The organism is Rhodococcus sp. NPDC003382 (assembly GCF_053589135.1).
In genome coordinates this window covers 81625-100582 of the sequence record NZ_JBSFRH010000023.1, presented here as the reverse complement: position 1 = coordinate 100582, position 18958 = coordinate 81625, and the positions used below count along the sequence as shown (strand labels likewise).

20 protein-coding genes are annotated in these 18958 nt (G+C 68.6%); 8 read left to right on the top strand and 12 right to left on the bottom strand.

Annotated elements, in window-relative coordinates:
• Positions 1-31 precede the first annotated feature (31 nt).
• The 4 genes from ACWDUD_RS17105 to ACWDUD_RS17090 form a co-directional block, all read right to left on the bottom strand.
• On the bottom strand, positions 32-628 hold the full coding sequence (locus ACWDUD_RS17105) for a TetR/AcrR family transcriptional regulator (RefSeq protein ID WP_450110067.1): 597 nt from the start codon (positions 626-628) through the stop codon (positions 32-34).
• Positions 625-1380, bottom strand: coding sequence for an ABC transporter permease (locus tag ACWDUD_RS17100; protein WP_197256087.1), 756 nt, complete (start codon positions 1378-1380; stop codon positions 625-627). The genes ACWDUD_RS17105 and ACWDUD_RS17100 overlap by 4 nt, the downstream gene beginning before the upstream one ends.
• On the bottom strand, positions 1377-2108 hold the full coding sequence (locus ACWDUD_RS17095) for an ABC transporter ATP-binding protein (protein ID WP_450110066.1): 732 nt from the start codon (positions 2106-2108) through the stop codon (positions 1377-1379). Before ACWDUD_RS17095 ends, ACWDUD_RS17100 begins: the two co-directional genes overlap by 4 nt.
• Before the next feature lie 87 nt (positions 2109-2195).
• A complete protein-coding gene (locus ACWDUD_RS17090) occupies positions 2196-3125 on the bottom strand; it encodes an NADP-dependent oxidoreductase (protein ID WP_450110065.1) in 930 nt (309 codons plus the stop codon).
• A 125-nt stretch (positions 3126-3250) separates the two neighbouring features.
• Here ACWDUD_RS17090 and ACWDUD_RS17085 point away from each other — a divergent pair, with 125 nt between their 5' ends.
• The gene (locus ACWDUD_RS17085; protein WP_450110064.1) at positions 3251-3703 is read left to right on the top strand and encodes a winged helix-turn-helix transcriptional regulator; all 453 of its coding nucleotides are present in this window, start codon (positions 3251-3253) and stop codon (positions 3701-3703) included.
• Between the two features lie 10 nt (positions 3704-3713).
• Entirely contained in the window at positions 3714-4301 is a 588-nt protein-coding gene (locus ACWDUD_RS17080) for an AMIN-like domain-containing (lipo)protein (RefSeq protein ID WP_450110063.1), read from the top strand.
• A gap of 43 nt (positions 4302-4344) precedes the next feature.
• On the opposite strand, the gene ACWDUD_RS17075 is transcribed toward ACWDUD_RS17080, so the two are convergent.
• From ACWDUD_RS17075 to ACWDUD_RS17060, 4 genes are read right to left on the bottom strand one after another with little or no spacing between them, the layout of a single operon-like run.
• Positions 4345-4632 carry a hypothetical protein gene (locus ACWDUD_RS17075; RefSeq protein ID WP_450110062.1) on the bottom strand — a complete coding sequence of 96 codons (288 nt, stop codon included), beginning with the start codon at positions 4630-4632 and terminating at the stop codon, positions 4345-4347.
• Positions 4632-4958, bottom strand: coding sequence for a hypothetical protein (locus ACWDUD_RS17070; RefSeq protein ID WP_450110061.1), 327 nt, complete (start codon positions 4956-4958; stop codon positions 4632-4634). The genes ACWDUD_RS17075 and ACWDUD_RS17070 overlap by 1 nt, the downstream gene beginning before the upstream one ends.
• Positions 4955-6274: a hypothetical protein gene (locus ACWDUD_RS17065; protein WP_450110060.1), complete on the bottom strand. Its 1320-nt coding sequence runs from the start codon at positions 6272-6274 to the stop codon at positions 4955-4957. Before ACWDUD_RS17065 ends, ACWDUD_RS17070 begins: the two co-directional genes overlap by 4 nt.
• Positions 6271-6690: a hypothetical protein gene (locus ACWDUD_RS17060; RefSeq protein WP_450110059.1), complete on the bottom strand. Its 420-nt coding sequence runs from the start codon at positions 6688-6690 to the stop codon at positions 6271-6273. Before ACWDUD_RS17060 ends, ACWDUD_RS17065 begins: the two co-directional genes overlap by 4 nt.
• Before the next feature lie 193 nt (positions 6691-6883).
• On the opposite strand from ACWDUD_RS17060, the gene ACWDUD_RS17055 reads away from it, so the two are divergent.
• Genes ACWDUD_RS17055 through ACWDUD_RS17045 form a run of 3 tightly spaced genes read left to right on the top strand, consistent with a single transcriptional unit; the run spans position 6884 to position 10090 of the window.
• A complete protein-coding gene (locus ACWDUD_RS17055; RefSeq protein ID WP_450110058.1) occupies positions 6884-8785 on the top strand; it encodes an ABC transporter ATP-binding protein in 1902 nt (633 codons plus the stop codon).
• Positions 8782-9300 (top strand): mycothiol transferase, encoded by a 519-nt coding sequence (locus tag ACWDUD_RS17050; protein WP_248674299.1) that lies wholly within the window; start codon positions 8782-8784, stop codon positions 9298-9300. Before ACWDUD_RS17055 ends, ACWDUD_RS17050 begins: the two co-directional genes overlap by 4 nt.
• A gap of 4 nt (positions 9301-9304) precedes the next feature.
• On the top strand, positions 9305-10090 hold the full coding sequence (locus ACWDUD_RS17045; protein ID WP_450110057.1) for a DUF1206 domain-containing protein: 786 nt from the start codon (positions 9305-9307) through the stop codon (positions 10088-10090).
• 33 nt (positions 10091-10123) lie between these two features.
• Here the strand turns inward: ACWDUD_RS17045 and ACWDUD_RS17040 are convergent, their stop codons facing one another.
• Positions 10124-12082 (bottom strand): DEAD/DEAH box helicase, encoded by a 1959-nt coding sequence (locus ACWDUD_RS17040; protein WP_450110056.1) that lies wholly within the window; start codon positions 12080-12082, stop codon positions 10124-10126.
• Positions 12083-12233: 151 nt separating this feature from the next.
• Here ACWDUD_RS17040 and ACWDUD_RS17035 point away from each other — a divergent pair, with 151 nt between their 5' ends.
• The 3 genes from ACWDUD_RS17035 to ACWDUD_RS17025 all read left to right on the top strand — a co-directional run bounded on the left by ACWDUD_RS17035 (position 12234) and on the right by ACWDUD_RS17025 (position 16229).
• On the top strand, positions 12234-13508 hold the full coding sequence (locus tag ACWDUD_RS17035) for a TrpB-like pyridoxal phosphate-dependent enzyme (protein ID WP_197256062.1): 1275 nt from the start codon (positions 12234-12236) through the stop codon (positions 13506-13508).
• A 123-nt stretch (positions 13509-13631) separates the two neighbouring features.
• The gene (locus ACWDUD_RS17030; RefSeq protein ID WP_450110055.1) at positions 13632-14261 is read left to right on the top strand and encodes a phosphoribosyltransferase; all 630 of its coding nucleotides are present in this window, start codon (positions 13632-13634) and stop codon (positions 14259-14261) included.
• 165 nt (positions 14262-14426) lie between these two features.
• Positions 14427-16229: an AMP-dependent synthetase/ligase gene (locus tag ACWDUD_RS17025; protein WP_450110054.1), complete on the top strand. Its 1803-nt coding sequence runs from the start codon at positions 14427-14429 to the stop codon at positions 16227-16229.
• Between the two features lie 57 nt (positions 16230-16286).
• Here ACWDUD_RS17025 and ACWDUD_RS17020 read toward each other — a convergent pair whose 3' ends face one another.
• The 3 genes from ACWDUD_RS17020 to ACWDUD_RS17010 form a co-directional block, all read right to left on the bottom strand.
• Entirely contained in the window at positions 16287-16916 is a 630-nt protein-coding gene (locus ACWDUD_RS17020) for an alpha/beta hydrolase (RefSeq protein WP_450110053.1), read from the bottom strand.
• A 77-nt stretch (positions 16917-16993) separates the two neighbouring features.
• The gene (locus ACWDUD_RS17015; RefSeq protein WP_450110052.1) at positions 16994-18172 is read right to left on the bottom strand and encodes an amino acid deaminase/aldolase; all 1179 of its coding nucleotides are present in this window, start codon (positions 18170-18172) and stop codon (positions 16994-16996) included.
• A gap of 120 nt (positions 18173-18292) precedes the next feature.
• Positions 18293-18937, bottom strand: coding sequence for a TetR/AcrR family transcriptional regulator (locus ACWDUD_RS17010; RefSeq protein WP_450110051.1), 645 nt, complete (start codon positions 18935-18937; stop codon positions 18293-18295).
• Positions 18938-18958: the final 21 nt, after the last annotated feature.

The following is an 18958-nucleotide window of genomic DNA, read 5'->3' as shown; positions in this document are numbered from 1 at the left end:
GTGGTAGGCGCCACAAAGGCACACGGGGGCGTCAGCCCACGTCGCCGGTGAGATAGCGCTGCAGGGTCGGCCCGACGATCTCGACGACACGGTCGGCGGGCAGTGACGCGAGCGGTTCGATCCGCAGGATGTACCGCATCACCATGAGCCCGGCCATCTGCGAGGCGACCAGTTCGACGCGCAGCGGACCGGTGCCCGCCGGGTGGTCCACGCGGGGCACGATCTCGTCGAAGACGATGTCCAGCAGGAAGGTTCGCAGCAGACCCACATCGCCACCACCACCGATCACGGTGCGGAAGACGGCGATGATCGCGTCACGGTGCGGGGAGTCCCACACGCCGAGCAGCGCCGTCGCCAACCGCGGGCCGATCTCGTCGACAGGCGCCGCGCGCACGGGCGCGAGGACGTCGTCGGGGTCGACGGGCAGCGCGATCGCCGCGACGAACAGCGCGTGCTTGTTGCCGAAGTAGTGGTGCACCAGCGCGGCGTCCACTTCGGCGCGGGCCGCGATCGCCCGGATGGTCGTCTTTCCGAAACCGTTGTCCGCAAACAACTCTCGCGCAGATTCGAGGATGCGGTCCCGGCTGCCGGAGTTACCGGGACGTCGGCCCGGCCGCGTTGCGGTCACGGCGTCCGGCGGCGCAGGGTGGCCGCGGCCAGCCACAATCCGACAAAGACGAATCCTGCGACCACGATCAGATCGCGCGCCATCACCGCGGTCACCCCGGGATGAGCGGCGACCTGCTGCAGGGCCTCGACGGCGTAGCTCAACGGAAGCACGTTGCTGATCCACTGCAGCACCACGGGCAGTTGATCCCGCGGCACCAGCAGCCCGCACAGCAGCAACTGGGGAATGACGAGCACCGGCATGAACTGCACGGCCTGGAATTCGGTGCGGGCGAACGCACTGCACAGCAACCCCAGGGAGACCCCGAGCACGGCGTCGAGCACCGCGATGAAGATGACCCACGCGACGCTGCCCGCCGCGGTCAGGCCGAGAAACCCGAACGTGATCAGGCACGCGAGCCCGGCCTGCACGGCGGCCGCGAGGGAGAACGCGCTGCCGTACCCGGCGAGCAGGTCGAATTTCGCGAGCGGCGTGGTGAGCAACCGCTCGAGGGTGCCCGACGAGCGCTCGCGTTGCATCGCGATGGACGTGACGAGGAACATCACCACGAACGGTAGGATCCCGAGCATCGTGATCGCGATCCGGTCGAACAGGGAGGGACCCACCGGCGGGGCGGGCACGTTCCGGTAAATGAAGTACAGCAGCGTCATCAGCAGGCTCGGAACGAGCACGAGCATCGCGACGGTGCGATGGTCGGCCCGCAACTGCCGCAGGATCCGCGTCGTCGTGGCGGCATAGATGGTGACATTCACGACTGCGCTCCTTCCCGAGTCCTGATCAGCCGCAGAAAGGCGTCCTCGAGCCGCGATTCGCCGGTCTGCTCTCGGAGATCACCGGGAGTGAGCTTGCCGAGCAACCGCCCCTCGCGCAGCAGCAACAACTGCGCGCAGCGGTCGGCCTCGTCCATCACGTGGCTCGAAATCAGCAGGGTCACACCGCGATCGGCGAGCATGTGGAAGTGGTCCCACAGCTCGACGCGCAGCACCGGATCGAGCCCGACCGTCGGTTCGTCGAGCACGAGCAGTTCCGGGTCCCCGACCAACGCGCACGCCAGCGACACTCTGCCGAGCTGTCCGCCGGACAGATTTCCGGCGAGCTGCTTGGAATGGCTGCTCAGCCCGACGGCCGCGATCGTCTCGTCGACCACTGCGCCGGACCGTCCGTAGAGGGCGGCGAAGTAGGCGACGTTCTTGGCGACGGTCAGATCGGGGTAGACGCTGGGGTCCTGGGTCACGTATCCGACACGCCGGCGCAGGCTCGCCTCCCCCGCGGGCCGGTCCAGCACGGTGACCGTGCCGGACTCGATGATCTGGGTGCCCACGATGCACCTCATCAGGGTGGTCTTGCCGCACCCGGAGGGACCGAGAAGTCCGGTGACCGAGCCGCGGGGAATCGTGACGGTCACGTCCTCGAGTGCCCGGTGCGGGCCGCGGCGGACGTTCAGATTGCGGATGTCGACGGCAGGACTCGAGGTATCCATGGGATTCTCAATTCATCGATCGATGAAATCATCGTCTGTTGAATTGTCCGCCCGCTCACCCCGCACAGTCAACCCCCGCCGCTCCGGTCAGGGCGTCAGCACCCAGCGACCGCGCACCCCGCTCTCGCCCGCCGCCTGGTAGGCATCGGCGGCCCGGTCGAGCGGCACGACGGCGTGCACGCGGGCGGGCAGTTCGCCGGTCGCCGTCCGGGCGAGCAGCTCGGCGAGACGAGCACCCTCGGCCTGCACCGATACGGCGGCGACGGAGATTCCGCGTTCGGCGGCAGGCTCCCCTCCCGGCCGCACGCCGACGTAGCGCCCGCCGTCCCGAACCAGGCCGAGACCTTCGTCCTGCAGTCCCGCGCAGTCGGCCAGCGCGTCCCAGCCGGGTTCGGCGGCGGTCGTGAATTCGGCGCCGAGGCCGCGGACGTACTCCTCGTCCGACGTTCTGGCCAGGCCGGTCACGTGCCAGCCACGATCCCGGGCGAGCGACGTGACGTATCCGCCGACCGCGCCGGCCGCACCGGTCACCAGCAGCCTCCCAGCGGCCGGCGCATCGCCGAGCAGATCGACGATCTGTGCGGCGGCGAGGCCGTTGAGCGGCACTGTCGATGCCTCGACGAGGCCCAGGCCGTCGGGCACCACGGCGAGGTCCGCTGCGGGCACGTGGACGTACTCGGCGTGCGTCCCGACGGCCCGGTCGAAACCGGTCACCAATCCGGCAACCCGGGTGCCGACGGCCAGGTCGACATCGGGGCCGGTGGCGGCGACGGTCCCGGAGAAATCCCAGCCGATGCCGGTGTGCTCGGGTTGATCGATCAGTCCCCGTTGGTGGAACCATCCGGACGCGGTCGTGAGGTCGACGGGGTTGACGGAGGCCGCGGCGACCCGGACGCGGGCCTCGCCGGGGCCGGGTTCGGGGAGCGGGACCTCGACGACCTCGACGGCGTCGGGCGCGCCGGGCGTGCGGACGACGGCGGCGCGGTACGTGGTGGTGCGGAGTTCGGTGGCGCTCATGGCTACCTCCTCGTCGGAGAGTTCGCTTTCGTCTTGGCACACACCACTTTCGTAGAGCTACTCTCTATCGGTAAGTAGGCACCCGAGAGTGCGTAACTTCCTTCGCTTACGGTGAGGAGCCGGCGATGGCGACGACGACCGCGGCCGACAAACGGGCACAGGCCAAGCTCGAATACGACGCATTCCTGGCTGCGTGCCCCAGCCACCGACTGCTCGATCGGATCTCCGACAAGTGGGTCGCCCTGGTGCTCGCGGCCCTCGGGGACGAGACCGGCGCACCCCGTTCGCTGCGGTATTCGGAACTGTCCCGGCACCTCGCGGGAGTCAGCCAGAAGATGCTCACGCAGACGTTGCGCAACCTCGAGCGCGACGGTCTGGTCACGCGCACCGTCACACCCACCGTGCCCGTGACCGTCACGTACGAACCGACCGACCTCGGCCTGTCGCTCCACGCGCTGATGAAGCAGGTCAAGGCGTGGGCCGAAGCGAACATGGACGAAGTGCTCGCCAATCGTGAGCAGTACGACGCACGGGCGGCGGCCTCGCCAATCACCGATTCCCATGGATCACAGCCGTAACATCGATCCCATGAACCACCGCCGCGTCGCCGTTGTCGCCCTTGCCGCTGTCGCGGCCCTGACCCTGGCCGGGTGCGCCGATTCGCAGAGCCCCGCGCCGCCGGCGTCGGCCGGCACGATCCCCACCACCACCGCACCCGCGGCGGCGAAGAACCTCCCCGTCGACGCGGCCGCCAAGTCGGCACCGGCAGCGCCCGGTTCGAAGCTGACGGTCACCGACATCCGCACCGGCACCCACGACGGCTTCGATCGCGTGGTGTACGAACTCGGCGGCACCGGCGCCCCGGGCTGGCGCGTCGGCTACGTCGACCGTGCCGTGCAGGACGGCAGCGGAAACGAGGTCGCGGTCGCGGGCGGAGCGATCCTGCAGGTTCTCATCGACGGTTCCGCCTACCCGTTCGACAGCGGCGTCGAGCAGTACGCCGGCCCTCAACCGGTGCTCGCGGCGCCCGGCGGCTCGGTCGTCGAGGTCAACGGCGCAGGTGTGTTCGAGGGCGTCACCCAATCGTTCATCGGGATCAAAGATCCCGACACGCCGTTCTCGGTGTACTCCCTGACCGGCCCGACCCGCCTCGTGATCGACGTGGCGCGCCCGTAGGGCACTCATCCCGAACGGGGCGTCCAGACAGCGTCGACCTCGGTTAATACCGCATCACGTGCAGGATCGCGCCGGCGGTCCACATCGCGAGAATCGCCAGCGGGAGCGTCGCCATCGACACGACCAGCCCTGCACCGAGATGGCGCACACGGCCAGAGAAGAGACAACAGACGAGGCCGGACACGAATGGCAACGCCAGGGCGGTCCAGCCGAATTCACGTGGGACCCAGAACGGTACGGTCGCCTGGACCACGATCCCGGCAACCACACCGATCAGACTCGCCGGGCCGAACACTCGTCCGGGCGCAATCCGGGTCTTGTCGGCTACCACTACCGCACCACCAGAATCACACCGCCGTAGATCGCAACCAGCGATCCCACCGCGACCCCCAGCGCGACCCCGGCGCGGATCCGCGACGCGGTCCGCAGCAGCACCGCCGAGGCGAGCGGTGTCAGAATCGCCGCGAGAACCACCAACGCCACAAGTAGTTGGGGCTCATTCGTGTCGTCCATCCCGAACGCCTCGAAAACGAATATGGCAATCGCAAACGTGAACGCGAGCGAGATCGGTACCATCACAGTCGCTGATCCCCAGAACAGCCCGTCGGTAGCCACGCGCGGCTTCAGTTCCTGTCCAGTCACATTCAGCTGCCTCACGACCCTCCTCCGTGCGCCCACGCGAGGTTCACTTCTTGGAGCGCCATGGGCTGCACGCCATCGAAACGTTCTGTGGCCGAGGAGTAGTCGCCCAGAGTGTGATCGAACGGTAGGTTGCCGAGCGGGCCCCACTTCGAGCCGCTGTCAGCCGGGTCGATATAGATCTGTTGCGTACTGCCGGATACTGAATCCTGATAGATCTCCAAAGACGGATAGTTCCCGATCTGCGCGGCAACACCGACCCTCTCCGGACCAGGAGCGAGAACTATGTCCCCTTTCACGGAATGAAATGTCGTCAGTGCCTCCGAATCGAGAGGCGGCAGTGCATTCGTCGCCTCGTACACAAGTCGTACCGACCCGTCCGAGAGCTGCTGTACGTTCACCGCAGGAGCACCGACTTCCACTTCGCCTGTCACCCCGACGGACGGATTCTGACGCGCAATCACGACGCCGTTCTCGTAGTCCACGTACAGCGAAACCCTCGTTCGTTCCGGATCGAACGTCGGATCCTCGTCTCGATCATCACCGAGATCGTTGTGAATGAAGTTGACAACTTCACCAGCCGGAATGAAGAGACCCATCCGGACGATCCCCTGCCCCGGGACCGGTTCGATACGGCCGACCACCACTTCGGCGCGCACGCCCTGGTTCTTGTCCAGATAACTTGTGGTGTCGAGAGCCATCGCGGTACGCCAGTCGACCGTACTCGCCGGGCGTCGTCCGAACATCGCCTCGAATGCGACCGAGGCAGCGGTCAATCGTCCCGGACTCGCAACAGCAGCCTCCCGCAACTCCGGGGGCACGCCCTGCGGGCTGTTCGACGACAGTTCACCGGCGAGCGCCTCCAACGCAGCCGCAAGACTTCCGTCGATCGCCCGGATCCCTTCGACGGCATTCCGAATCCGTTCTGCGAAGTAGTCTGCGAGTTCGTCCTGGCGAGCCCTGAGTTCATCGTCGGCCGCAGGCCTCGGGGTCAGCGCCCAATCTTCACCGACGATGAACAGTTCCTCCGCCTCAGCCACCACTGCTCGCAGGAACTCCAGCATCGATTCGAGTTCACGGGCACTTCCGTCGTAGGCGTCGACGATCGCCTGCACCGTTCCCGCAAGGCGCCGAACTTCGTCGTACTCATCGTCTGCTCGGTGCGCCGCCGCATCGAAGGCGATTCCGGTCCATTCCGGAGCCATTGCACGAACGTCGTTGCGCATGGTTCCGGCCACGTCGACGATCGATCGGCGAATCCCGTCCAGGTTCGACGCCGTCACGGTCAGGTCCGACGATTTCCACAGCTCTATCTCAGACCGGCTCGGGGTCACGGGAGGTCCCCCACGGCAGCGAGTTGCGCCGCGAATACGCCCTCGGCGACCTGGTAGTCCCCGGCGGACCCTCTCGCGAGACCCGACATGTACGCGATCCGGTCTGCCGCGGCAACGGTCGCGGCATTCAGCGCCTGAACTACCGCGACGCTGACCTGCGCGGTACGACTTCCGGGGAATCGCACAACCGAGTCCCCACGCCCGAGGCCCTCCGAAAGCTCCTCGATCGCTTCCGTCGCCGAATCGAGCAATCCGGACAATCGCCGGAGCTCTTCCGGATTCACCCGGAAGAGGTCGACTGCGCTCGGCGGCCCTGGGTCACCTGCGCCCGGAGACGAGCCGCCCGACTCGCCCAGCATCGCTTCCATGTAGTCGTCGACGAATACAGCAGACTCGCTCGGAACAGCACTGGTCACGTTTCGAAATTCCCCCCGCTCAGTGGACGACGCGCTCGCGTCCTTCCGGCTCCCCCTCCGGCCGGGTGAGGGTATCACCGCCACGAGACGCGCGAGCGACACGCTGTGGGGCAGGTGTGTCGCCGACTACCCTTGACCTCGAGCCTGCTCGAGGTTCTACGGTCGGGGCTACGAGAGAGGGAGGCTCCGCGAGATGAGCATGGAAATCACCGCGTGGAACGCGATGTACAACGCGATGCACGCACACAACGACCGTCGGCCGTTCTCACGTGAAAGCCTGCGCCGGATCGGCGCGTTCGCCCGTCCGCATCGCCGCAACATCCTGTTCTACCTGGTGCTCAGCGTCGTGATCGCGGCGCTCGGTGTTGCCACGCCGGTGCTGGCCGGCCGGGTCGTCAACGCCATCGTCGATCACGCCGCACTGTCCGTGGTCCTCGGGTTGGCGGTGCTCATCGCCGGCATCGCGATCGTCGAGGCCGGGCTCGCGATCGCCAATCGCTGGTTGTCGGCGAGCATCGGCGAGGACCTGATCCTGGATCTGCGCACCACCGTGTTCGATCACGTCCAGCGCATGCCCATCGCGTTCTTCACCCGCACCCGCACCGGTGCGCTGGTCAGTCGGCTGAACAACGACGTCATCGGCGCGCAGCGCGCCTTCAGCGACACCCTCTCCGGTGTCGTCGGCAACATCGTCACACTCGTCATCACGCTCGTCGTGATGATCGGAATCTCGTGGCAGATCACGCTTCTCGCACTGCTGTTGTTGCCGATCTTCGTGATTCCCGCGCGGCACATGGGGACTCGTCTCGCCCGATTGAGTCGTGAAGCCGCGAACCACAATTCGGTGATGAGCACCCAGATGACCGAACGGTTCTCCGCCCCTGGAGCCACGCTCGTCAAGCTGTTCGGCCGGCCGGACCACGAATCCGCCGAGTTCGCGATCCGGGCTCGACGCGTCCGCGACATCGGAGTCCGCACGGCGATGCTGCAGTCCGTCTTCGTCACCGCACTGACCCTCGTCTCGGCTCTGGCGCTCGCGCTCGTCTACGGCCTCGGCGGCGTCTACGCTCTGCGCGGCCAGCTGGACGCCGGCTCGGTGGTGGCGATGGCGATGCTGCTGACCCGCCTGTACTCGCCGCTCACGGCCCTGGCCAGCGCCCGGATGGATGTCATGAGCGCGATGGTCAGCTTCGAGCGGGTCTTCGAGGTTCTCGACCTGGAGCCGTTGATCGTCGAGGCCCCCGGCGCGCGCGACGTGCCGCCGGGACCGGTGTCGGTGGAACTGCGCAACGTGAGCTTCGCCTACCCCTCCGCCGACAAGGTGTCGCTGGCGTCGCTCGAGGAGGTCGCGGTCCTGGACACCCGCGGCGGCGAAACCGTGCTGCACGACATCGATTTCCGCGTCGAACCTGGACAGATGGTGGCGCTGGTCGGCTCGTCCGGTGCCGGAAAATCCACCGTGGCGCAGCTGATTCCGCGACTGTACGACGTGGATTCCGGACAGGTGCTACTGAACGGCATCGACGTGCGGGAGCTGACGGCCTCGTCGATCCGTGCCACGGTCGGCCTGGTCACCCAGGACGGGCACCTGTTCCACGAGTCGGTGCGGCAGAATCTGCTGCTGGCCCGGCCGACGGCCACCGAGGACGAGCTGTGGGACGCGCTGCGCCGAGCCCGCCTGCACGATCTGATCGCCTCGTTGCCGGACGGACTGGACACCGTCGTCGGCGAACGCGGCTACCGGCTCTCCGGCGGTGAACGCCAGCGGCTGACGATCGCGCGGCTGTTGCTCGCACACCCGCGCGTCGTGATCCTCGACGAGGCCACCGCGCACCTGGATTCGACCTCGGAGGCCGCGGTGCAGGAGGCGCTGACCGAAGCACTGGCCGGCCGGACCTCGGTGGTCATCGCGCACCGGCTGTCGACGATCCGGGCCGCCGATCAGATCCTGGTCGTGGAGGGCGGGCGCATCGTCGAACGGGGTACGCACACCGAGCTGCTCGCGGCCGGTGGCCGTTACGAGCAGCTGTATCGCACCCAGTTTGCTGATTCCGGAAAGTATTCGTCCGCGTTCGCCCCGATACTCGAAGCATGAGCATCCCCACCGAATCCGAGCTGCTGCTCGAGATCCTCGGCAACCAGCACGACGCGTTCCGCAACGCGGTCTCCGGGCTCACCGAGGAACAGGCACGCTCGGTGCCGAGCGCGTCGTCGATGAGCCTGGCGTCGCTGCTCGCGCACGTCGTCGACGGCGAGGTCGCCGCTGCCGACCGTATCGCCGGAACCAACAGCCGCCCCGACGACCCGGTCGAGGCATGGACGTCGGGCTGGCTCGTCGGCGACGACGAGACCGTCGCCGACCAGATCGCGAAGCTCGATGCGGCCGCAGCCCGGCTCGCCCAGCTGGTCCGCGACGAACCGGATCTCGACCGCGTCGTCGACATTCCCGACGACGTGGCCCGCTACCTGGACCAGGGGGTGCCGTTCACGGTGCGGTTCCTGCTGCTGCACCAGATCGAGGAGTGGGCGCGGCACGCCGGCCACGCCGACATCATCCGCGAGTCGATCGACGGTGCCACGGCCGACGTCCTCGCCGGTCACGCCTGGTAGGGACATGGAAATCGATGCGGCCGGCGCCGCGCAGAACACGCCTCTCGAACGAGTGGCCCGGGTGGGTCAGGCGACCAGCGGCGTCGTCCACGCGCTGATCGGATACATCGTCGTGCGGCTCGCCATGGGCGAGTCCGGTGCCGCCGACCAGTCCGGTGCGCTGGCCACGATGGCCGCGGCGCCCGGGGGCACCGCCGTCCTGTGGGTCACCGCGGTGACGCTCGCGGCCCTCGCATTGTGGCGGCTGACCGAAGCGTTGATGGGTAAACGGTCCGACCTCGAGGAACCGTCGACGCTGGACCGGTTCAAGTCCGCGGGAGTCGCGATCGCGTATGCGGCGCTCGCGTTCACCGCCCTGCAGTTCGCGCTGGGAAGCGGACGGTCCAGCAGCGAGCAGAGCGTCGGGCTGAGCGCCCGGCTGATGCAATCCGGCGCCGGCAAGACGGTGCTCGTCGTCGCCGGGCTCATTGCCGTGGGGATCGGCGGATACCACGTGTACAAGGGCGTGAGCCGGAACTTCCTCGACGACCTGCACCGTCCGGTGCCGGGCGTCGCGACGGTGCTCGGCGTCGTCGGTTACACCGCGAAGGGACTGGCGATCGCAGGCGCGGGAATCCTGGTCATCATCGCGACCTTCACGTCCGACCCGGCCAAGGCGACCGGGCTGGACGGTGCCCTGAAGACGCTGGGCACCGCCCCGTTCGGACAGGTCCTTCTGTGGGCGGCCGGACTGGGCATCGTCGTCTACGGTGCCTACTGCTTCGTCCTGGCGCGCTACGGAAGGATGTGACCGGACCGGACCGTCACAACTCGACCGGACCGGTCAGTCGCGACCGCGGAATCCGCCGCCGCGGCTGCCGTGGCCGTGACCGCCACGGTCGCCGCGGTGCGAGAAGCCGCCGCGATCCTTGTCGCGGTCCTTGAAGTCACGGTCCTTGAAGTCGCCGCGGTCCTTGTAGCCACGGGGCTTGTCGCCGTAGTCCTTGCGGCCGCCGCGCTCGCCCCAGTCCTTCTTGCCGCCGTACTCGCGGCGCTCACCGCCGCGACGCTCACCGCGGTCGTCACGGGCCCGGTACGAGCCCGGCCGTCCCGACGGGGCGCCGGTATCGGGCTGCAACTGGATGAGGACACCGGAGATCCGGGTCGCGCGCAGCGCCTCGAGGGTCTGCGCCGACAGGTCCTTGGGCAGCTCGACGAGGCTGTGATCGGCCCGGATGCTGATGTGCCCGAAGTCGCTGCGACGCAGGCCGCCCTCGTTGGCGATGGCACCGACGATCGCGCCGGGCTGCACCCGGTGCCGCTTGCCGACGGCGATCCGGTAGGTGATCAGTTCCTGGCCGTCACGGCCGACGCGGGAGGCTCCGTCGTCGTCGAACCGGCGCGGCGGACGCGGCTCGCGCTCGCGCTCGCGGCGCGGCGGGGCGATCGGCTCGGGCTCGGACTCCATGAGGAAGGACTCGCCGTCGCGCGAGAGCACGGCGAGCGCGGCCGCGATGTCGGCGAGCGGAACGTCGTGCTCCCGCTCGTAGTCCTCGATGAACGTGCGGAACAACTGCAGGTGATCCGACGCGAGCGCCTCGGTGATCCCGTCGTTGAACTTGGCGACCCGCTGCGCGTTCACGTCCTCGACGGTGGGCAGCTGGATCTCGGCGAGCGGCTGCCGCGTGGCCCGCTCGATGGACTTGAGCAGGTGCCGCTCGCGGGGAGCGACGAACAGCAGCGCGTCGCCGCTGCGGCCGGCGCGGCCGGTGCGGCCGATCCGGTGAACGTACGACTCGGTGTCGTGCGGGATGTCGTAGTTCACGACGTGGCTGATGCGGTCGACGTCGAGGCCGCGCGCGGCGACGTCGGTCGCGACGAGGATGTCGAGGGCACCGCTCTTGAGCTGGCCGATCGTGCGCTCACGCTGGGCCTGCACGATGTCGCCGTTGATCGCGGCGGCGGAGAAGCCGCGGGCACGCAGCCGCTCGGCGAGGTCCTCGGTGGCCTGCTTGGTGCGGACGAAGATGATCATCGCCTCGAACGACTCGACCTCGAGGATGCGGGTCAGTGCGTCGAGCTTGCGCTGGTGCGAGACCAGCACCCAGCGCTGGGAGATGTTGGAGGAGGTCGTGGTCTTCGACTTGACCGTGATCTCTTCGGGGTCGTTGAGGTACTGCTTCGACAGGCGGCGGATCGCGCCGGGCATGGTCGCCGAGAACAGGGCGACCTGCTTGGTGTCGGGGGTGTCGGCGAGGATGCGCTCGACGTCCTCCTGGAAGCCCATCGTGAGCATCTCGTCGGCCTCGTCGAGGACGAGGAATTCCAGCTCCGAGATGTCGAGGGTGCCCTTGGAAAGGTGATCGATCACACGTCCGGGGGTGCCGACGATGACCTGGGCGCCGCGACGCAGTCCGGACAGCTGCACGCCGTACGCCTGGCCACCGTAGATGGGCAGCACGTGCAGCCCGGGGATGTGCGCCGAATACTTGCCGAAAGCCTCTGCGACCTGCAGCGCAAGCTCACGGGTGGGCGCCAGGATCAGCGCCTGGGGCCGCTTCTTCGCGGTGTCGATGCGGGAGAGGATCGGCACCGCGAACGCGGCGGTCTTGCCGGTGCCGGTCTGAGCGAGACCGACGACGTCCCGTCCCTCCAGCAGTGGTGGGATGGTCGCCGCCTGGATCGGCGACGGGGACTCGTAGCCCACGTCCGAAAGCGCTTGCAGCACACGGGCATCGATGTCGAGATCGGCGAACGTGGGGGTGGCGTTTTCGGCGTCGGGGTCTTGCACAATATCACTCATTTGACCTGCAGTTTATCGGATGAGCGTGGGAGAGCCCGCATCGTCGGTGCCACAGCTGCCCCGGTGACCTGGGTCCCACCGCCTGCGTACTCCCGGTATGTGCGTTGGCACACTGGACGGGTTCTCGTTGCGTAACCGAAAGGACGACCCGGTGTCGGAGCCCGTCAACATCCCCACCCATTGGTACAACATCGTCGGTGACCTGCCCGTCGCTCCGCCGCCGCACCTGCACCCCGGCACCAAGGAACCGATCACCGCGGACGACCTCGCGCCGCTGTTCGCGAAGGGCCTGATCGAGCAGGAACTGTCCACCGAGACGGACATCGAGATCCCCGAGCCGGTCCGGGAGGTGTACCGCAACTACCGCACCACCCCGCTGATCAGGGCGCACGCGTTCGAGAAGGCTCTCGGCACCCCGGCCCACATCTACGTCAAGTACGAGGGCGTGAGCCCGGTCGGCAGCCACAAGGTCAACTCCGCGGTCGCGCAGGCGTACTACAACTCGATCGACGGCGTCACCCGGCTCACCACCGAGACCGGCGCCGGCCAGTGGGGGTCGGCCCTGTCCTTCGCGTGCGCGAAGTTCGGCATCGGACTCGAGGTCTGGCAGGTGCGCGCGTCGTACGACTCCAAGCCGTACCGCCGGTTCCTCATCGAGACGTACGGCGGCACCGTGCACGCGAGCCCGTCCGAGCTCACCGACGCCGGACGTCAGGTCCTGGCCGACCACCCGGACACCCCGGGATCCCTCGGCATCGCCGTGTCGGAGGCCGTCGAGGTCGCGGTGAAGGACCCGGCTGCCCGCTACACCCTCGGCAGCGTGCTCAACCACGTCGTGCTGCACCAGACGGTGATCGGCCTCGAGGCCGTCGCACAGCTCCGCGCGGCCGGTGAGGAGAACGCCGACGTCGTGTTCGGTTGCGCGGGCGGTGGCTCGAACCTCGCCGGTCTGGCGTTCCCGTTCATCCGCGAGGTGCTGCACGAGCGCGCCTCGACGCGGATCGTGGCCGTCGAACCGGCCGCGTGCCCGTCCATCACGCAGGGCGAGTACCGCTACGACCACGGCGACATCGCGGGCCTGACGCCGCTCCTGAAGATGCACACCCTCGGTCAGGACTTCATCCCCGACCCGATCCACGCCGGCGGCCTGCGCTACCACGGCATGGCGCCGCTGCTCAGCCACACCGTCGAGCTCGGGTACGTCGAGGGCAAGGCCGTCCCCCAGACCGAGGCGTTCGCCGCGGCAGTGCAGTTCGCGCGCACCGAGGGCATCGTGCCGGCACCCGAGTCGGCGCACGCGATCGCCGCGGCCGCCGAGTACGCGAAGGGCCTGACCGAACCCGAGGTCATCGTGATCGGACTGTCCGGGCACGGACAGCTCGACCTGCCCGCTTACCACTCGTACCTGTCGGGCGAGCTGGTCTAGAAGGCGGGTCGGCTACAGCCGCAGACGAGGGAGACGGCCGCGCGATGCCGCCGGTTGCGCGCGGCTGTCTTTCGGGTCCGCGGATGGGGACGACAGGGCTGTCGACCGGGTCATACTGGAGTCGTGCGCTATGCCGGCCGTGAGGAAGCCGGGCGGCGACTCGCCCGCTCGGTCGGGCACCTGCGCGACGCGAAACCGGTGATCCTGGCCCTGCCGCGCGGCGGGATCCCTGTCGCGCGGGAGGTGGCCCGGGAACTCGACGCTCCGCTCGACGTGCTCGTCGTCCGGAAACTCGGCGTGCCCTGGCAACCCGAACTCGCGATGGGCGCGATCGCCGAGGGCGGCGCCCGCATCCTCAACGAGGAAGTCCTGCGCCGCGGCCGGATCGGCGAGGACTCCCTGGCCCGGGTGGAATACCGCGAACGCGCCGAACTGGAGCGGCGGGCCCGCCTGCTGCGCGGCGACCGCGCCCGCATCCCGATCGCGGGCCGCACGGTCGTGCTCGTCGACGACGGCCTGGCCACCGGAGCAACGGCTGCAGCGGCATGCCTGGCCGCCCGCGCCGAAGGTGCCGAGCGGGTCGTCGTGGCGATTCCCGTCGCCTCTCCGGAGGCGGTTCGACGGATACGGACGGTCGCGGACGAGGTGGTCTGCCCGGAGCAGCCGACCGATCAGGACAGTGTCGGTGCGGCCTACGAAGATTTTCACCAATTGACCGATTCGGAAGCGACCGAGCTGCTGAAACCCCAGTGACCTGCATCATTGGCTACCGACGAGTAACCTGCGGTACCCGAAGTAACACAAATCACTCCTCCATGACCGGCGAAAACAGTGCATAACGGACAGCTCGACAGGTGCAAAACGCCCTAACCTGTGATGCAATGCACATCCCAAGGTAAAACGATGGAGGGGTCAGCAGTGAGTGAGATTTCCGTGCCGCAGTCGTTCTCGATTCCCGAGGACGCATCGATGGCGGATTCCGTCTTCCGGCACGAAAAGGAGTCGCCCGACTTCGTGCCGTTCGAGCGACTGGTCGACGGCGCGTGGACCAAGGTCACCGCGAAGGAGTTCGCCGCGCAGGTCCGCGCCGTCGCCAAGGGCCTGATCGCCTCCGGGATCGAGCTCGGCGACCGCGTCGCAATCCTGTCGTCGACCCGCTACGAGTGGGTTCTCCTCGACTACGCGATCTGGACGGCCGGGGGGGCCACCGTCGCGATCTACGAGACGTCGTCCGCCGACCAGTCCCAGTGGATCCTCGAGGACTCCGGTACGTCGCTGCTCATCGTCGAGAACGACGAGCTCGCCGCGGTCGTCAAGGAGGTCGCCGAGGGGGCGCCGACCGTCCGCGAGGTCCTGCGCATCGCCCCCGGCGACGGCGCCAAGGGTGCGGTCGAGGAACTGATCGCCCGCGGCACCGCGATCACCGACGAGCAGGTCGAGGAGCGCCGCAAGTCGGTCACCGCCGAGTCCGCGGCCACGCTCATCTACACCTCCGGCACCACGGGCCGCCCGAAGGGCGTGCAGCTCAAGCATCGCAACCTGTACGCCGAGTCCGCCGCCGCGGCGCTCCAGCTGCCGGACGCGATGGTCGCGGGCAACCGCACCCTCCTGTTCCTGCCGCTCGCGCACGTGTTCGCCCGGCTCATCTCGTTCGCGGCGTTCGACAGCAAGGTCACCGTCGCGCACACCTCGGACCTGACCACGCTGCTCGACCAGTTCGCCGTGTTCAAGCCGAACTTCATCCTCTCGGTGCCCCGCGTGTTCGAGAAGGTGTACAACTCCGCGAAGCAGAAGGCCTACGACGGCGGCAAGGGCAAGATCTTCGAGAAGGCCTCCGACACCGCCATCGAATACAGCCAGGCGCTCGAGACCGGCGGTCCGGGTCTCGGACTCAAGCTCAAGCACGCCCTGTTCGACAAGCTCGTCTACGGCAAGCTGCGCGCCGCGCTCGGCGGCCAGGCCACGTCCGCGGTGTCCGGCGGTGCCGCGCTCGGTGCCCGCCTCGGCCACTTCTTCCGCGGCGTCGGCATCAACGTCCTCGAAGGCTACGGCCTGACCGAGACCACCGGCGGCATCATCATGAACACGCCGGGCAACCAGAAGGTGGGCACTGTCGGCCGCCCGTTCAACGGCCACGCCGCGAAGATCGCCGAGGACGGCGAGCTGCTGCTCAAGGGCCCCGTCGTGTTCGAGGGCTACTGGCAGAACGAGCAGGCCACCAAGGACGCGATCGTCGACGGCTGGTTCCACACCGGCGACATCGGCACCATCGACGCCGACGGCTTCATCTCGATCACCGGCCGCAAGAAGGAACTCATCGTCACCGCGGGCGGCAAGAACGTCGCCCCGGCCGTCCTCGAGGACTCGCTGCGGGCACATCCGCTGATCAGCCAGGTCATAGTCGTCGGCGACGGCAAGCCGTTCATCGGTGCGCTCATCACCCTCGATCCCGAGTCGCTCCCCGGCTGGAAGGAACGCAACAACGTTCCGGCCGACGCCACCGTGGCCGACCTGATCAAGAACCCGGATCTGATCGCCGAGATCGATGCCGCGGTCGCCGAGACCAACAAGAAGGTCTCCAAGGCCGAGGCGATCAAGAAGTACCGCATCCTCGACGTGGACTTCAGCGTCGAATCCGGTGAGCTGACCCCGACGCTCAAGCTCAAGCGCAACATCATCCACGAGGTGCACGGCGCCGAGATCGCCGCGATCTACGGCTGATCGCCCTCGTCCGGTTGTGAGCGGATGTGCCTCCCCTCCGCGGGGAGGCACATCCGCTCATCGGCGTTCCGGACCCGTCACCGCGAGCACGAACTCCGCGACGTCGCGTGTCACCGTGCGGTGCACCGGCTCGTGCAGCAGATCGTGCCCGGCGTCCGGGTACTCGCGCAGCTCGAGCCCCGGCACGGTCGCGGCCCAGTCGCGGACCGGGTCGATCGGAGCGAGCCGGTCGTCGACGCCGTGCACAGCCAGCACCGGCAGACCCGCGGACCTCAGGACCTCCGCGGTCGCGGGAACGGTCGCGGTGCGCGGCGTCCCGCACAGCACCACACCGCGGAACCGGGACGCCTCGGTGCGCAGCAGCGCCAGGACCGTCGCGGCACCCAGCGAATGTCCCATCACCACCAGGGGCAGTTCGTCCTGCTCGGCGAGGCCGGTGATCTCGGCGAGATCGGCCGCGTGCGCGGCGACGTCTCCCGGCTCCCCCGGCTGTCCCTCCGACAGTCCGTGACCGGCCAGGTCGAGGCCCCACAGCCCGATGCGGTCGGCGGCCAGGCCGGCGGCGAACCGGTGGTAATGACCGCTGTGCTGACCCATCCCGTGCGCGAAGACGACGGCGGCGTCCGCCGCGTCGGTGTTCCAGGATCGGTAGTGGAGGCGGCCCGTGGCCCCGGCGATGAACGGCATTGCCTCATTCTCGGTCCTGCCCCTCGTGCGTGTTTTCGGTAGCCCCCGCTACCGGAAACGCGCACGGGCACGAGAGGTCACCAGCAGTGGCCCTCACCGCGGTAGGTCGGGACGGTGTGGCGTGAGCCGTCCTCGTCGACGAGGTGCAGGTGTGTGAACCGTTCGCACAGCTCGCCCGCCTTGGCGTGCCGGAGCCAGACGCGACCGCCGATCGGGATGTCCGACGCGGCGCGCCCGGTGACCGGCGTCTGCACCTCCCCCGCCCCCTCGTTGCGCAGCAGCCGCAAGCCCACCGGATGCACCGGCTTCGGCACGCGCGACGCCCCGGCGGGCCCGGACGCGATGTAGCCGCCGCCGAACAGGGTGGTGACGGCCGGGGCCGGCTTGCGCACCGCGGGGAGCGCGAAGAACAGCGCGGGATGCGGCGTGAAGGCGCGGTAGCGGTCGAACAGGGTCGGCACGTACAACCCGGATCCGGCGGTCACCTCGGTGACAACCGGATCCGCGGAACTCACTTCGAGCGAGCCGGTGCCGCCGCTGTTGACGATCTCGAGGTCGCCGACCGTGGCCCGGACGGCGTCGACGACGATGCGGCGGCGGGTCGCGAGTTCCTGCGCCGACGCCCGCTTGACCAGCCGCACGGGCAGCGACGAATCGGGCAGGCCGGCGATCTGCGCCTCGTAGAACATGACCCCGACCACGGAGAATCCGGCGGTGGTCGCGCACCGCGCGAGTTGCGCGGCGTCGTCCGGACCGCGCAGCGGGGAGCGGCGCACTCCCAGGTGCACGGGTCCGATGCGCAGCGACGCGTCGATGTCGAGGCACACCCGCGGGCGCACCCGGCCGCTGCCGAACGCGTCGCGCGCGAGCCCGAGCTGGGCGGTGGAGTCGATCATCAGGGTGATCGCGTCGAGCGCCTCGGGTCGCGAGGCCAGTTCGGCGAGCGCACCGCGATCGACCGTCGGATAGCCGAGCAGTACGTCGCGGGCACCGCGCTCGACCAGCCACAGCGCTTCGCGCAGCGAATAGGCCATGATGCCCCGGAAGGTGCCGTTCGAACCGGTCAGGTCGGCACCCAGGACCTCCTCGAGGATCGCGCGGCAGCGGACCGATTTGCTCGCAACCCGCACAGGCGTACCGCCTGCGCGCCGGATCAGGTCGGCTGCGTTGCGGCGCACGGTGGCCAGGTCGGCGGCGGCGAAGGGCGGATCGAGGTCGGCGGTCGCGGTGTCGAGCCGATCGAGGGGCGAAGTCACGGCGGGTCCAATCGTCGAGGCAGGGACGGGCAAGCGTCGGGGAACAAGTCGAACACCGGAATGGACGCTTGTCCAGTTCCTTGCTCGCCGGACGGGGCGATCACCCCGAGCGGTGTTCGTTCAGGACTTCTCGGCCGCACGGGAGGCGATGATCCCGGCCATGTCGTCGAGTTCGGCGACGATGAAGTCGCCGTTGCGATCGACGAGCCAGCGCAGCACCAGGCCGTCGATCATCGCCAGCGCCATCCGGGCGATGTCCTCGATCGGTTCGGTCCACGTCGTCCCGGTGCGTTCGGCGCAGTCGGAGAGGAACCGGCACGCCTCGACGTCCATGATCCGGTACTGCTCGGCGGCGATCCGGCCGCCGGGCTCGGAGTCCGAGGCCCGCTGCCGCAGCGAATAGGTGGTGATCTCGTAGGTGAGGATCTGCCGGTTCGCGGTCGCCTCGATCATCGGCCACATCGCGTTGAGCCCCGCATACAGGAGTTGCCGGAGCCCGCGTATTCCCTGCGGATCCGGGCCGTCGTGCGGCAGGTCGAACGCGACGTGGAGAGTCTCGCTGAGCTGGCGGATGAGGGTTTCGCCCATCGCGACGACGAGCGCTTCCTTGCTTTCGAAGCAGTAGTGCACCACGCCGAGGGACACACCGGCGTTCTCCGCGACCGCCCGCACCGTGACCGCGCCGACTCCCCCGCGCTCCGCGAGATCGAGTGCGGATTCGATCAGCTGGGCGCGACGCTCGTCCGCGGGCATCCGGTTCAGCATTCCCCGATCGTAGAGGCTCGG

Bases quoted from the DNA above. Each gene is read 5' to 3' on its own strand.
- ACWDUD_RS17095 (WP_450110066.1), bottom strand. From the start codon at position 2,108: ATGGATACCTCGAGTCCTGCCGTCGACATCCGCAATCTGAACGTCCGC.
- ACWDUD_RS17020 (WP_450110053.1), bottom strand. From the start codon at position 16,916: ATGCCGTTCATCGCCGGGGCCACGGGCCGCCTCCACTACCGATCCTGG.
- ACWDUD_RS17090 (WP_450110065.1), bottom strand. From the start codon at position 3,125: ATGAGCGCCACCGAACTCCGCACCACCACGTACCGCGCCGCCGTCGTC.
- ACWDUD_RS17050 (WP_248674299.1), top strand. From the start codon at position 8,782: ATGAGCATCCCCACCGAATCCGAGCTGCTGCTCGAGATCCTCGGCAAC.
- ACWDUD_RS17055 (WP_450110058.1), top strand. From the start codon at position 6,884: ATGAGCATGGAAATCACCGCGTGGAACGCGATGTACAACGCGATGCAC.
- ACWDUD_RS17010 (WP_450110051.1), bottom strand. From the start codon at position 18,937: ATGCTGAACCGGATGCCCGCGGACGAGCGTCGCGCCCAGCTGATCGAA.
- ACWDUD_RS17040 (WP_450110056.1), bottom strand. From the start codon at position 12,082: ATGAGTGATATTGTGCAAGACCCCGACGCCGAAAACGCCACCCCCACG.
- ACWDUD_RS17045 (WP_450110057.1), top strand. From the start codon at position 9,305: ATGGAAATCGATGCGGCCGGCGCCGCGCAGAACACGCCTCTCGAACGA.
- ACWDUD_RS17085 (WP_450110064.1), top strand. From the start codon at position 3,251: ATGGCGACGACGACCGCGGCCGACAAACGGGCACAGGCCAAGCTCGAA.
- ACWDUD_RS17080 (WP_450110063.1), top strand. From the start codon at position 3,714: ATGAACCACCGCCGCGTCGCCGTTGTCGCCCTTGCCGCTGTCGCGGCC.